The 13,455-nt window shown below is 68.1% G+C and carries 14 protein-coding genes; 11 read left to right on the plus strand and 3 right to left on the minus strand.

Features of this window, described 5'->3' with window-relative positions; translation table 11 throughout:
- The first annotated feature begins 9 nt into the window (after nucleotides 1-9).
- The 3 genes from AB4Y99_RS15815 (at nucleotide 10) to AB4Y99_RS15825 (ending at nucleotide 3,159) form a co-directional block, all read left to right on the plus strand.
- The gene (locus AB4Y99_RS15815; protein WP_441523963.1) at nucleotides 10-1,341 is read left to right on the plus strand and encodes an ABC transporter ATP-binding protein; all 1,332 of its coding nucleotides are present in this window, start codon (nucleotides 10-12) and stop codon (nucleotides 1,339-1,341) included.
- Nucleotides 1,342-1,457: 116 nt separating this feature from the next.
- A complete protein-coding gene (locus tag AB4Y99_RS15820; RefSeq protein ID WP_441523964.1) occupies nucleotides 1,458-2,555 on the plus strand; it encodes a sensor histidine kinase in 1,098 nt (365 codons plus the stop codon).
- Complete coding sequence (locus AB4Y99_RS15825; protein ID WP_441523965.1) at nucleotides 2,548-3,159, plus strand: response regulator transcription factor; 612 nt, start codon at nucleotides 2,548-2,550, stop codon at nucleotides 3,157-3,159. The genes AB4Y99_RS15820 and AB4Y99_RS15825 overlap by 8 nt, the downstream gene beginning before the upstream one ends.
- A 66-nt stretch (nucleotides 3,160-3,225) precedes the next feature.
- Here the strand turns inward: AB4Y99_RS15825 and AB4Y99_RS15830 are convergent, their stop codons facing one another.
- Nucleotides 3,226-4,101, minus strand: a complete 876-nt coding sequence (locus tag AB4Y99_RS15830) for an undecaprenyl-diphosphate phosphatase (protein ID WP_441523966.1) — start codon at nucleotides 4,099-4,101, stop codon at nucleotides 3,226-3,228.
- A gap of 386 nt (nucleotides 4,102-4,487) precedes the next feature.
- On the opposite strand from AB4Y99_RS15830, the gene AB4Y99_RS15835 reads away from it, so the two are divergent.
- From AB4Y99_RS15835 to AB4Y99_RS15865, 7 genes are all read left to right on the plus strand, one after another.
- Nucleotides 4,488-4,970 (plus strand): GNAT family N-acetyltransferase, encoded by a 483-nt coding sequence (locus AB4Y99_RS15835; RefSeq protein WP_441523967.1) that lies wholly within the window; start codon nucleotides 4,488-4,490, stop codon nucleotides 4,968-4,970.
- A 5-nt stretch (nucleotides 4,971-4,975) separates the two neighbouring features.
- A complete protein-coding gene (locus tag AB4Y99_RS15840) occupies nucleotides 4,976-5,506 on the plus strand; it encodes a dihydrofolate reductase (RefSeq protein ID WP_133563158.1) in 531 nt (176 codons plus the stop codon).
- Between the two features lie 159 nt (nucleotides 5,507-5,665).
- Nucleotides 5,666-6,820, plus strand: a complete 1,155-nt coding sequence (gene hflK / locus AB4Y99_RS15845; RefSeq protein WP_113252446.1) for an FtsH protease activity modulator HflK — start codon at nucleotides 5,666-5,668, stop codon at nucleotides 6,818-6,820.
- Nucleotides 6,817-7,758: a protease modulator HflC gene (gene hflC / locus AB4Y99_RS15850; protein ID WP_441523968.1), complete on the plus strand. Its 942-nt coding sequence runs from the start codon at nucleotides 6,817-6,819 to the stop codon at nucleotides 7,756-7,758. The genes hflK and hflC overlap by 4 nt, the downstream gene beginning before the upstream one ends.
- 18 nt (nucleotides 7,759-7,776) lie before the next feature.
- Nucleotides 7,777-7,968 carry a DUF2065 domain-containing protein gene (locus AB4Y99_RS15855; protein ID WP_038358780.1) on the plus strand — a complete coding sequence of 64 codons (192 nt, stop codon included), beginning with the start codon at nucleotides 7,777-7,779 and terminating at the stop codon, nucleotides 7,966-7,968.
- Nucleotides 7,969-8,093: 125 nt separating this feature from the next.
- On the plus strand, nucleotides 8,094-9,611 hold the full coding sequence (locus tag AB4Y99_RS15860) for a DegQ family serine endoprotease (protein WP_038358778.1): 1,518 nt from the start codon (nucleotides 8,094-8,096) through the stop codon (nucleotides 9,609-9,611).
- Between the two features lie 181 nt (nucleotides 9,612-9,792).
- Nucleotides 9,793-10,134, plus strand: a complete 342-nt coding sequence (locus tag AB4Y99_RS15865) for a DHCW motif cupin fold protein (RefSeq protein ID WP_038358776.1) — start codon at nucleotides 9,793-9,795, stop codon at nucleotides 10,132-10,134.
- Here the strand turns inward: AB4Y99_RS15865 and serB are convergent, their stop codons facing one another.
- Nucleotides 10,135-11,022 (minus strand): phosphoserine phosphatase SerB, encoded by an 888-nt coding sequence (gene serB / locus AB4Y99_RS15870; protein WP_191124039.1) that lies wholly within the window; start codon nucleotides 11,020-11,022, stop codon nucleotides 10,135-10,137.
- Between the two features lie 10 nt (nucleotides 11,023-11,032).
- On the opposite strand from serB, the gene miaA reads away from it, so the two are divergent.
- Nucleotides 11,033-11,962, plus strand: coding sequence for a tRNA (adenosine(37)-N6)-dimethylallyltransferase MiaA (gene miaA, locus AB4Y99_RS15875; RefSeq protein ID WP_441523969.1), 930 nt, complete (start codon nucleotides 11,033-11,035; stop codon nucleotides 11,960-11,962).
- 2 nt (nucleotides 11,963-11,964) lie between these two features.
- Here the strand turns inward: miaA and AB4Y99_RS15880 are convergent.
- On the minus strand, nucleotides 11,965-13,455 hold a 1,491-nt coding region (locus AB4Y99_RS15880; RefSeq protein WP_441523970.1), incomplete at its 5' end, for a GGDEF domain-containing protein.

The raw sequence follows: 13,455 nt of genomic DNA on the forward strand, positions 1-13,455 counted from the left end.
ATCCGACCGATGGACAGCATCACCGAGACTTCCGCATTGAACGGCAACCGGTCCGACGCGCTGGTCCGGGCCAGACAGGTCTGCCAGAGCTACGACAAGGGAGGGGCCGGCTCCCTCGTCGTGCTCGACAAGGTCGACATCACGCTCGATCCCGGCGAGATCGTGGGTTTGCTCGGGCGTTCCGGCTCGGGAAAATCGACCTTGCTGCGGGMCATCGCCGGGCTGATCCAGCCGAGCGGCGGCACCGTCGAATTCTGCGGCCGGCCGGTGGCGGGGCCGAGTGCCGGCGTCGCCGTCGTCTTCCAGAGCTTCGCCCTGTTTCCCTGGTTGACGGTTCTGGAAAATGTCGAGCTCGGCCTCGAAGCGCAGGGCGTGGTGCCGGCCGAGCGGCGCAAGCGGGCGCTTGCCGCCATCGACCTCATCGGCCTCGACGGTTTCGAGAGCGCTTATCCGAAGGAATTGTCCGGCGGCATGCGCCAGCGCGTCGGGCTCGCCCGTGCCTTGGTCGTGCATCCCAAGGTCCTGCTGATGGACGAGCCGTTCTCGGCGCTCGACGTCCTGACCGCCGAGACGCTGCGCACGGACCTGCTCGACCTATGGTGCGAGGGGCGGATGCCGATCGAGGCCATCCTGATGGTGACCCACAATATCGAGGAGGCGGTGCTGATGTGCGATCGCATCCTGCTCTTCGGCTCCAACCCGGGCCGGGTGATCGCGGAGCTGCGCGTCGAATTACCCCAGCCGCGCAACCGTCTCGACCCCGCCTTCCGCGCGCTGGTGGACGAGATCTATGCGCGCATGACGGCGCGTCCGGGTGCCCCGGCGCGCGAGGGCTTCTTTCCCGGCACCGGCATCGCGATGTCGCTGCCGCGCGTCTCGACCAATCTCATGGCCGGTCTCATCGAGGCGATCGCAGCCGAACCCTATAAGGGCGAAGCCGATCTGCCGCCGCTCGCGGCGCAGCTCCATCACGAGATCGACGATCTCTTCCCGGTGGCGGAGACGCTGCAACTGCTCCGCTTCGCCGATATCGAGGGCGGCGACATCCGGCTCACGGCGCCGGGCTTGCGCTTCGCCGACAGCGATGTCGACGAACGCAAGCGCCTCTTCGCCCAGCAGCTCGCCGCCTATGTGCCGCTCGCGGCGCATATCCGCCGGGTGCTGGACGAGCGCTCGAGCCATCGGGCGCCGGCGGGGCGCTTCCGCGACGAACTCGAGGATCACATGTCGGAGGATTATGCCGCCACGACCCTCAAGGCCGTCACCAACTGGGCCCGTTATGGCGAGTACTTCGCCTATGACGAGGCCGCCGACCTCTTCACCCTCGAAAATCCGAGCTGAGGCGCTCCCGGGCCGAGCGCTCGCCGCGCTCAGGGCGCAATGGTCGAACGGAGCCGCTTGCGGTACTTGATCGGGGATGCCGCCCGGAACGAGCCCGGTCCGGCAAGCGGTGCGGGATGTCCGTGGGGGAGGCGATGCGCGTGCTCGACCGTGAGCGTTTCCGTCTCGGGAAGGCCGGGCTTGGCCTGAGCCTCGCCTTGCTGGCGGCCGCGATCTTCCTCGCGGATACCTATACCGATCTGGAGATCGCGGTTGCGGTCCTCTATGTCGCGGTGATCCTGGTTTCGGTGTGGTTCGACCGGCCGACGGTCGTGCTCTGGGTCGGCGCGGCCAGCGCCGGGTTGACGATCCTCAGCTATCTGCTCACCCCGCGCGGGGCGGAGCATGCCGGGCTGGTCAACTGCCTCCTCAGCCTGATTGCGATCGGGGCTACGACCTATCTGGCGATACGGATCGAGGCCGCCGAAGCCCGCGCCCGCCAGGCGCGCGCGGAGCTTGCCCATATCTCGCGCGTCACGATGATGGGCGAGCTGACGGCATCGATCGCGCATGAGGTCAGCCAGCCGCTCGCCGGCATCGTCGCCAACGGGCACGCCGCCCTGCGCTGGCTTGCCGCCACCCCCGCCGATCCGGCCGAGGCCCGGCGGGCGCTGGAGCGTGTCGTCGCGGATGCGGACCGCGCCGGCGACGTGATCGGCCGCGTGCGCAGGATGGTGGCGAAGGCGCCTCCCTCGCGCGAGACGGTCGATGTGGCCGCCCTGATCGAGGACGTGCTGTCATTGACGCGCAGCGAGATCCGCAAGGCGCAAGTGACCTTGCGGACCGACCTGGCCGATGATCTGCCGCCGGTGATCGCCGACCGGGTCCAGCTGCAGCAGGTCGTCCTCAATCTGCTGGTGAACGCAGCCGAGGCCATCGGCCAGCAGGAAACCGGGCCGCGAGACATGCTGGTCGGCGCGGCGAGCGATGGCGAGAGGATCACCGTGAGCATCCGCGATACCGGCGTGAGCCTCGCCCCCGCCGCCATCGAGCGGATCTTCGACGCATTCCACTCGACCAAGCCCGGCGGGATGGGCATGGGGCTGGCGATCAGCCGCTCGATCGTCGAGGCCCATGGCGGGACGATCTATGCCGCGGCCAATCCTCCGCGCGGCATGGTCTTCGGTTTCACCCTTCCGGTGAGGGCAGCGACAGCGGAGCGCAACCATGGCTGACGAGCCGCCGATCGTCTTCGTCGTCGACGACGATCCTTCCGTCCGCGACGGGCTGGACAGCCTGTTCCGCTCCGTCGGCTATGCGGTGGCGGCCTTCGGTTCGGTCCAGGAATTTGCGCTGCACAGGCGCCCGGAAAGGCCGAGCTGCCTCGTCCTCGATGTCAGGATGCCCGGGCCGAGCGGTATGGATTTCCAGGCGGAGCTCGCAGGGATGGGCGATCCGCTTCCGATCGTTTTCCTGACCGGCCATGGCGATGTGCCCATGGCCGTGCGCGCCATGAAGACGGGCGCGGTGGAGTTCCTGCTGAAGCCGTTCCGCGAGCAGGATCTGCTGGATGCGGTGCGCGCGGCGATCGAGCGGGACCGGGCGCGCAGGGCGCAGGAAGCCAGCCTGGCGGAGCTTGGGGCGCGCTTCGCGACGCTGTCGATGCGCGAGAAGGAGATCATGGCCTTCGTCGTCGCAGGCCGCCTGAACAAGCAGATCGCGGCCGACCTCAAGTTGAGCGAAGTGACGGTGAAGGTGCATCGTGGCCAGGTGATGCGGAAGATGGGGGCGGCCACGCTGGCGGATCTGATTGGGCTCGCCGGCAGGCTCAGGAGATAGCCATCCTCACGCCGGGGCGCGTGCGGCCGCGCACGCCTTCGCCATCTTGCCTCACACTGCAGGATTTCAGGCCAGAAACCCGGTCGCGACGGCCCAGAGGAGGAAGAGGCCCATCCCGGCCCGGTAGATCACGAAGATCCAGCTCGACATCCGCTCGAGATACCGCATCAAGCCCCAGATCGCGGCGAAGGACGCGAGCGAGCCGGCGATCAGGCCGACCACCAGCAGCGCCACGGCATGGGCGTCGATGCCGGCCCTGGCGATCTCCCAGGCTTCCTTCAGCCCGGCGAGGGCGATGGCCGGCAGGCCGAGCAGGAAGGACAGCCGCGCCGCCTCGGCGCGCTTGAAGCCGAGGCCCAGCGCCGCCGTCAGGGTCGAGCCCGACCGCGAGACGCCGGGGATCAGGGCCCCGACCTGAGCTAGGCCGACCAGCAGGAAATCCCGGAAGCCGGCCTGCTCCACCGTCCGGCGATGGCTTGCGAACCATTCCGTTGCCGCGAGCAGCAGCGCCATCACCAGCGATGTCGCGCCGATCACCCCCAGCGCGCGCAGAGGCGAACCGCACCGGTTGAGCAGGGGCGCGAGCGCGACACCGGCAATGACGATCGGGATCGTCGCCAGGACGATGCCGAGCGCCAACCGGCCCGGCCCTTCCGCGAATCGGCGGGTTCTCACCGCGGCCAGCGCCCCGCCGGCGATGCTGCCGACATCGCGCCTGAAATAGCTGATCACGGCCGCCAGCGCTGCCAGTTGCATCAGCGCCGAGAAGGCGGAGCCGGGATCAGGCCAGCCGAGCAGGGCCGGCACGACCCGCATATGGGCCGTCGAGGAGATCGGCAGCAATTCGCTGACGCCCTGGACGAGCCCGAGCACGATGACCTGACCGAAGTCGAGAGCGGCGAACCCGGTGTCGAGTCCGGCGGAACAAGCGGCTGCTGCCATGATGATGGGTCTCGTGACAAAGGAGGCGCGCGCCAAGCACAAAGCATTCCAGCGCGGATGACCGGGTCGAGGCTCCGGCCGCTGCGCCCGATTGGCCGTTCCCAGCGCCTTCGAGAGGCTCCGGTCTCGTCCGAAGCTTTCTGGAACCTGCGTTCGCGGTCTCCGAGCCTCACTCCAAATTTTGCAGTTCCGTTCAAACCTTGAGGCTCGCACGGCGTATCGGGCCGACCACGCGAACAAGCAGAACGTACGATCCCGCCGCGTGCGCCGGCAACCCATGTGCACAAGCCCCGAGCGGGGTGGCCCGGTCCGTCGCGGGTCGCTACACATCGTTTCGACCACACTTACGGCAACGCTCATTCGACCATCGAGGCTCCGATCGCCGCATGACTCTTTCCATCCGTCCCGCGCGCTGCGGCGAAGCCGGACTCGTGCTGAGCTTCGTCAAGGAACTCGCCGAATACGAGAAGCTGCTGCACGAGGTCGTCGCGACCGAGGACGAAATCGCGGCCTCGCTCTTCGGCGACAATCCGCGTGTCTTCTGCGACATCGCCGAATGGGATGGCGAGCCGGTCGGCTTCGCGCTCTGGTTCTATACCTATTCGACCTTCAGGGGCCGGCACGGCATCTGGCTCGAAGATCTCTTCGTGCGGCCGGGGCAGCGCGGGCGTGGCATCGGCAAGGCGCTGATGGCGCGGCTGGCGCAGCGTTGCGTCGCGGAGGACCTGCCGCGCCTCGCCTGGTGGGTGCTGAACTGGAACGAGCCGTCGCGCGTGTTCTACCGCTCCATCGGCGCCAAAGCGCAGGACGAGTGGACGGTGAAGCGGCTCGAGGGCGAGGCGCTGGCGAAGCTCGGCGCCGTGGGCTGATGGCGATGGCGGCGCTTCCTCTCGTCCTCGTCGCGGCGGTTGCCGATAATGGCGTGATCGGCAGCGACAACCAGTTGATCTGGCGGTTGAGGACCGATCTGCGGCGCTTTCGCCAGCTCACGACGGGGTGCCCGATCATCATGGGGCGCAAGACCTATCTCTCCATCGGCAAGCCGCTGCCGGGGCGCCGGACCATCGTGCTGACACGCGATCCCGGCTTCAATGCCGATGGCGTCGATGTCGCACATACGGTCGAGGAGGCGGTGGCGCTGGGCCAGAGGCTGGGGCGGGAGATGAACGCTCATGCCGTCATCATCGGCGGCGGCACCGAAATCTACGCACAGATGCTGCCCCTGGCCGACAGGCTCGAACTGACGCTCGTCCACGCCGCTCCTAGGGGCGACGCGGTCTTTCCGTCCTGGGAGAAGGGCGCCTTCGTCGAAACCGCGCGGGAGAGCCATCCGGCCGATTCCGACAACGAACACCCCTTCACTTTCGCAAGCTATCGGCGGCGCGCCGGGGCGGGGCGCGGCTGATCGTCGCTTTTCCGAGCATGACGAGCGACTTGCGCCGTTGACGAATTCATGGCCCATGACCAAGTCAGGCGAGCGTCTCTCCCCGAGGCGCTGACAAATGGCCGCCATTCACCTATGGCTCGGCCTCAAGCACAATGAACGGAAGGGAACGGGCCCGGAATGCCTTGGAGTAACCAGAGCGGCGGCGGCAGCGGCGGGGGCGGACCCTGGGGCCAGCGCGGAGGCAGTGGCGGTGGCGGCCCATGGGGCGGCGGCTCCGGCGGGGGCAATGGCAATCCGCCCGACCTCGAGGAAATTCTGCGGCGCAGCCAGGACCGGCTGAAGAATCTCGTTCCCGGCGGCAATCTCGGCGGCCGTGGCCTTGCGCTCGGCGCGCTGGTGCTGATCGCGATCTGGCTTCTGTCCGGATTCTATTTCGTGCGGCCCAACGAGGTCGGCCTCAACGTCGTGTTCGGCAAGTTCGTCGGCAAGACGGGCGAGGGCGCCAACTGGAACTGGCCCTATCCGATCGGCAATGTGGTCAAGCCGCAGGTCACCAACGTCATCACCACCGAGGTCGGCTTCCGGACCGTCGAGGCGGTGCGCCAGTCGCGCCAGACCGACGTGATCGAGGAAAGCCTGATGCTCACCGGCGACGAGAACATCGTCGACATCGATTTCATCGTGCAGTGGCAGATCGACCCGGCCGCGCCCGAGAACTACGTCTTCAACATCCAGGACCCGCCCGGCACCGTCAAAGCCGTGGCCGAGGGCGCGATGCGCGAGATCATCGGCCGGCGCAACATCCAGCCGGTGCTGACCACTGACCGTGGCGCGATCGAGACGGAAGTGCGCCAGCTCATGCAGGATACGCTCAACGGCTACAATGCCGGCGTGCAGATCCGGCTCGTGCAGCTCCAGAAGGTCGATCCGCCGCAGCAGGTCATCGACGCCTTCCGCGACGTCCAGGCGGCGCGTGCCGACCAGGAGCGCCTGCGCAACGAGGCGCAGACCTATGCCAACCGCGTCGTGCCCGAGTCGCGCGGTCGCGCCGCCCAGCTCGTGCAGTCGGCTGAAGCCTACAAGGAGCAGACCGTGGCGGAAGCGCGCGGTCAGGCCAGCCGCTTCAACGCGGTCTACGAGCAGTACAAGAATGCTCCGGGCGTGACGCGCGAGCGCCTCTTCCTGGAGACGATGGAACGCGTGATGGGCGGAACCGACAAGATCATCCTCGACTCGACGGGCAACGGCCAGGGCGTGGTGCCCTATCTGCCGCTCGACCAATTGCAGAGGCTACCCGCGCGGGGCGGCCAGCAGCAGGGAGCGACCCGATGAACGGTTCCTTCCTTCGGGCGGCTCTTGTCGTCGTCCTCGTTGCCGTCGCGGCCGTGTTCTACGCCTGCACCTTCATCGTCTCGCAGACGCAGTCGGCGCTCGTGCTCAGGCTGGGCGCGGTGCGCGCGGTCAAGACCGAGCCCGGCCTCTATTTCAAATGGTTCGCGCCGATCGAGACGGTGACGCTGCTCGACAACCGCATCCTCGACCTCGATCTGCCGGCGCAGGAGATCATCGCCTCCGACCAGAAGCGTCTGGTGGTCGATGCCTTCACGCGCTACCGGATCTCCGATCCGCTGCGCTTCTACCAGGCGGTCAACAACATCCCGCGGGCGAATTCGCAGCTCACCTCGATCGTCAACGGCAATGTCCGTTCGGTCCTGGCGGATGCGACCTTCGTCGATGTGGTGCGCACCGAGCGGTCGCGGCTGATGGCCCGCATCCGCGACGTGGTGAACCGCGAGGCGGCGCGCTTCGGCATGACGGTCGTCGACGTCAAGCTGCGTCGCGTCGACCTACCGGCGGCGAACTCGGCGGCGGTGTTCCAGCGCATGCAGACCGAACGTCAGCGCGAGGCGGCGGAAGYGCGCGCGCTCGGCGGTCAGCAGGCGCAGGAGATCCGCGCAAGGGCCGACAGGGACGCGACCGTGATCGTCGCGGAAGCGCAGCAGAAGTCCGACGAGATCCGCGGCCAGGGCGAAGGCGAGCGCAACAGGGTGTTCGCCGAGGCCTTCGGCAAGGATCCGGAGTTCTTCGCCTTCTACCGCTCGATGCAGGCCTATGAGGCGAGCATCAAGCCGGGCGATACGCGCATGGTGCTGACCCCCGATTCGCCGTTCTTCCAGTTCTTCAATGGGCCGAACACGCAGCGCGGGGGCGGACAGGCGCAATCTCAGGCCGCGCCGGYAAACCCGGCTCCCGTGCCGGCACGGCCCTGATCACAGCGAGCGACGCGGATGTTCGACTTCATCGCGGCGCTCGGCCTGGTCTTCGCCATCGAGGGCATTCTCTTCGCTTCGATTCCGCATCTGGCGAAGGATGCCCTGCGCAGCGCGGCGGAGACGCCGCCCGATCGGATGCGTCTGATCGGGCTCGGCTCGGCGGTGCTCGGCGTGATCCTGGTCTGGATCGCGCGCGGAAGCTGGTAGACTATCCCGCGATCGTGTTCGATGACACGATTGTGCGTCGCCCTTCCGCCGCATTTCGGAGTTCAATTCGGCGCGAGAGTTGTGCCGCATCGATCGGCCTGCCTTTTTCCGTCATGAGGATTCAAATGGCATTGAAAACCGTTCCCGTGGCTGCCCGGTCCGTCCGCATCGCGCTCGCGGCCGGCGTGGCCGGCCTGGCGCTGCTGACGCCGGTGCTGGCGCCGGCGCAGGCCAGAGCCAATACCCCCTTGCTGCAAGGTCAGACCTCGCTCGCCGACCTCGTCGACAAGGTGATGCCGGCGGTAGTCAACATCTCCGCCGTCACGACCAGCGACACCAAGGGCCGCAACCTGCCGCAAYTGCCGCAGCTCGGCCCCGATACGCCCTTCGGCGAYCTGTTCGAGGAGTTCTTCAACCGCCGCAACCAGCAGGGCGAGCGCCAGGCGCCGCAGCAGCGCCGGTCGCAATCGGCGGGCTCGGGTTTCGTCATCGACCCGTCGGGCATCGTCGTCACCAACAACCACGTCATCGGCGACGCCAACGAGATCACGGTGATCTTCGGCGACGGCCTGCGGCTCAAGGCCGAAGTCATCGGCAAGGACACCAAGGTCGATCTCGCSGTGCTGCGGGTGAAGCACGACAAGCCGCTGCCCTCCGTGAAGTTCGGCGATTCCGACAAGATGCGGATCGGCGACCCGGTGATGGCGATCGGCAACCCGTTCGGCCTCGGCGGCTCGGTCTCGTCGGGCATCATCTCGGCCCGCAACCGCGACATCAGCCAGGGGCCGTACGACACCTATATCCAGACCGACGCGGCCATCAACAAGGGCAATTCCGGCGGCCCGCTGTTCAACATGGCCGGCGAGGTCATCGGCATCAACACGGCGATCCTGTCGCCGACCGGCGGCTCGGTCGGCATCGGCTTCGCCGTGCCGGCCGCGCTGGCGGCGAACGTGGTCGAGCAGTTGCGCGAATTCGGCGAGACCCGCCGCGGCTGGCTCGGCGTGCGCATCCAGAGCATCGACGACGCCACCGCGGATGCGCTGGGGCTGGGCACGGCGCGCGGCGCGCTGATCGCCGGCGTCGACGAGAAGGGCCCGGGCAAGCCGGCCGGCCTCGAGACCGGCGACGTGATCACCAAGTTCGACGGCAAGGACGTGAAGGATTCGCGCGATCTGCCGCGCATCGTCGCCGCGACGCCGGTCGGCAAGGACGTGCCGGTCACGATCGTCCGCAAAGGCAAGGAAGAGATCAAGACGGTCAAGCTCGGCCGCCTCGAAGATGGCGAGAAAGTCCAGACCGCCTCCGCCAGCAAGCCCACTCCGGAAGCGGCGAAGCCGGCGGTGACCAGCGCGCTCGGCCTCGAACTCTCGGCCCAGAACGACGAGCTCAGGAAGCGCTATTCGATCAAGGACGGGCTGAAGGGCGTCGTCGTGACGAAGGTCGATCCGAACTCGAACGCCGCCGACAAGCGCATCATGGTCGGCGAGCTGATCGTCGAGGTCGGGCAGGAGCCGGTCAACACGCCGGACGAGCTGACCAAGCGCCTCGATGCGCTGAAGAAGGAGGGCAAGAAGTCCGCCCTTCTGCTGGTTTCCAACGGCCAGGGCGAGGTCCGCTTCGTCGCGGTGGCGATGAACTGACCGGTCCCTGACAGGTCGAGATCGAGGGCGGCCCGGCGGGCCGCCCTTTTTGTTTGGCGCCCGCGCTTTGCGGGCATGCCGCCGATCCCGTCTTTGCGATGGCGCATCCGGCTCGCGGCTGGCACCTTGCGCGCCTTCGGCCATGGCAAGACGGGCCCGGCTCCGGCCGGTGAGCAGCGACATGAAGATCAGCGATATTTCCTTCGTCACCACCGACTGGTCGGCCGTGCCGGCCGAGCGCCATGCCGGCGATGCCGGGGAGGCGATCTGGCGCGTCCAGTATTTCGGACCGGAGGAGAACCGCATCCGGGTGCGGATGGTCGAGTATTCGGCCGGCTACGTCGCCGATCACTGGTGCTCGAAAGGCCACATCATCCTGTGCCTGGAAGGCGAGATGGAGACGACGCTGGAAGATGGCCGCGTCATGCCGCTCAAGGCCGGCATGAGCTATCAAGTCGCCGATGGCGCCGAGGCGCACCGCTCGCAGACGAAGACGGGCGCGAAGCTCTTCATCGTCGATTGATCAGCGCCTGACGATCTCGCCGCCGGTATAGCCCTGGGCGTAGAGCAGGGCGGTGAGATCGGCGTGCTCCAGCCGGGCATCGGCCGCGGCCGCGACAGCGGGCTTGGCACGGAAGGCGACGCCGAGGCCGGCCTCGCCGAGCATGGCGAGGTCGTTGGCGCCGTCGCCGACCGCAAGCGTCTGCTCGGGTCGGAGGCCGAAGCGGCTGCGCAGTTCGACGAGCGAATCGAGCTTGGCCTGCTTGCCGAGGATCGGGTCGGCGACCTCGCCGGTCAGGATGCCGTCCTGCGCCAGCAGCACGTTCGAGCGGTGCTCGTCGAAGCCGATGGCGGCGCTGATCGGACCGGTGAAGACGGTGAAGCCGCCGGAGACCAGGGCGGTGTAGGCGCCGTTGGCGCGCATCGTATGGACGAGCTCGTAGCCGCCCGGTGTCAGGGTGATGCGGTCGCGGATGATCTCGTCGACCACCGACAGCGGCACGCCCTTCAGCAAGGCGACGCGTTCGCGCAGCGCCGGYTCRAAGGCGATCTCGCCGCGCATGGCGCGCTCGGTGATGGCTGAGACGAGATCCTTCAGCCCGACACAGGCGGCGAGCTCGTCGATGCATTCCTGGCCGATCATCGTCGAATCCATGTCGGCAAGGAACAGGGCCTTGCGGCGGCTCGCTTCGGGCTGGACGATGACGTCGATCGCCACATCTTCCAGCGCGGTCCGGATTTCGGCTTCGAGCTTGCGCGCGTCGGTTCCATCCGCGAAGAGATCGGCGGCGATGGCGCCGTCCAGCGTTGCTGTGCGATGGATGCCCGGCACTGCGCGGGCGAGGTGTGCGAGCAGGGCCTCGCCGACGAGCGCCTGGCCATGGGCGGAAACAAGTGTCGCGACGAGCATGTGAGGACCGGTGACGCAGGCGGAAGAGACGATCAGGGCGGTGCTCATCGCAGGTCCGACCGCCAGCGGCAAGTCCGCGCTCGCCATCGAGATCGCCCGGCGGCTGGACGGCGTCGTGGTCAACGCCGATTCCATGCAGGTCTATGCCGATCTGCGCATCCTCTCCGCCCGCCCGAGCGAGGCCGAGGAGGCGCTCGCGCCGCACCGGCTCTACGGCCATGTCGACGGTGCCGTGAATTACTCGGCGATGCGCTATGCGGCGGATGTCGCGGCCTTGCTGCCGCAGCTTTGGGAGCAGGGCAAGCTGCCGATCCTGGTGGGGGGAACGGGGCTCTACTTCAAAGCGGTGACCGAGGGCTTCTCGGCGATGCCGCCCGTGCCGGAGGCGGTGCGCTCCGCCTTCCGAGCGCGAGCGGAGGGCGCCGCGACCGAGGCGCTGCATGCCGAGCTTGCCGCTCTCGATCCCCTCATGGCCGACCGGCTGCGGCCGTCGGACCGGCTGCGGATCATGCGTGCCATCGAGGTACATCTGGCGACCGGGCGTTCGCTGGCGAGCTTCCAGGGCGAGCGCGAGCCGGGACCTCTCGACGGCATGGCGCTGCTACGCCTGTTCGTCAGCCCGTCGCGTGAGGACGTGCGCGCCCGGATCGACCGGCGCTTCGAGGCGATGATGGCGGCAGGCGCGCTGGAGGAGGTTGCGCGGCTGCGGGAGCGGGGGCTCGATCCGCTCCTGCCGATCATGCGCGCTCATGGCGTGCCGGGTCTGATCGCGCATCTCGACGGCGAAATCTCGCTGGAGGAGGCGATTGTGCGCGGGCAGGCCGACACGCGCGCCTATTCCAAGCGGCAGGTGACATGGTTCCGGCACCAGATGGCGGGCTGGCAGGCGGTGGCGCCGGAGGCCGCGCTGGAGACGGCGCTCGCCGGCCTGAAACGCTGAACTCAGGCCGCGACGGCGGCGATCGTGCTCGCCTCGGCGATGCCGATCCGGTTCCGGCCCTCGCTCTTGGCACAGTAGAGCGCCTGGTCGGCGCGCTCCATCAGCATGGCGAGCTGCTCTTCCGACTGGCGTGTCGCGATGCCGTAGCTGGCAGTGACCTTGAGTTCGAGCGTCTCGGAAACGGGCAAAGCGCGGCTCGCCAGCGCGTCCTGGATCTGGCGCGTCTTGGCCACCGCCTCGGTCCCGCCGGCGCCGCGCAGCAGAATGGCAAATTCCTCGCCGCCGACGCGGGCGACGAGGTGGCGCTCGCCGCGCAGCAGCCCGAGCAGCATATCGGCGAAGGCACGGATGACGGCGTCTCCCGCCGCATGGCCGTGGGAGTCGTTGACCTGCTTGAAATGGTCGAGATCGACGATGATGAGCGAGATGTCGGCATCCTCGCTCGCACCCGTCGCCATCGCCGCATGGGCGCGTTCGGTGAAGGAGCGGCGGTTGAGGAGAGCGGTCAGCGGATCGGTCTCGGCGAGGCGCCGCAGTTCCTTTTCGCGTTCCTCGCGATAGCCGATCTCTTCGGACAGGGCCCGGCGCGTCGCCCGCTCCCGGCCGATCTCGAGCGCGAGCGTCGCGGCGCGCAGTTGCAGGGTCTGGTTGGCGACGGTGAGGTCGGTGATGTCGGTCAGCGTCATGAGGAGCCCGTCGCCGAGGGGGGCGACCGCGAGCCTCAGCCAGGTCGTGCGCTCGCCAAGGGCGAAGGCGGTTTCGAAGGTGTCGGCGCGCTGATGCTGCATCGCGTGGAGGCAGCGGCGCCAGAGCGTCGGGTCGCTGAGGAAGGGCAGGCCCTCCCGACCCTCGCAATCCAGCAGGCAGGCACCGGGCCGTCCGGCCAGTTCGGCCGCCCGTGCATTTGCCGTGACGATGACCGTGCGGTCGATGCCGCCATCATCGTCGCGGATGGCGCGCAGCGCGACGATGCCGCTCGGTGAGTTGTCCAGCACCGCATTGAGCAGGTCCTCGCGGAACTGCAACGGGCGGCTGAAGGCGACCACCACGTCCCGTCCGTCTTGCGCGATGGTGGGGAGCAGGAGGCGCTCCCACAGCGCGACGCGGGTGATCGGCTTGGAACGGTGGATGGTGTAGAGCGGCTTGCGCTCCGAGCGCGCGCGTTCGGCGCAGTCGCGCGTGAATGTCGCGACCTGCGGCCGCATCGCGGCCAATGTCTCGCCCAGCCGCGAGCCGCCGACATAGCGCACGATCTCGCGGCCGTAATGGATCCAGCGATAATCACCGTCATCGGTCGGCTCGAGGATGACCAGGTCCTCGCCGAAGGCCGGCATGATTTCGGCGATGAAGTCTTCGTAGGCGACGGGCCGGCCGTTGCGACCATGGAACGCGAACCGGTCGAGCAGCTTCGCGATCTCGGGCGCATGGGCGCGGGCTGCRATGTTTTCGGTATGGACTTCGTGGTACATAGCCGTCCCGGTTCGAGCGGGCGC

This window comes from Allobosea sp. TAB14 (genome assembly GCF_052113865.1).
GTDB classification, from domain to species: Bacteria; Pseudomonadota; Alphaproteobacteria; order Rhizobiales; family Beijerinckiaceae; genus Allobosea; species Allobosea spartocytisi.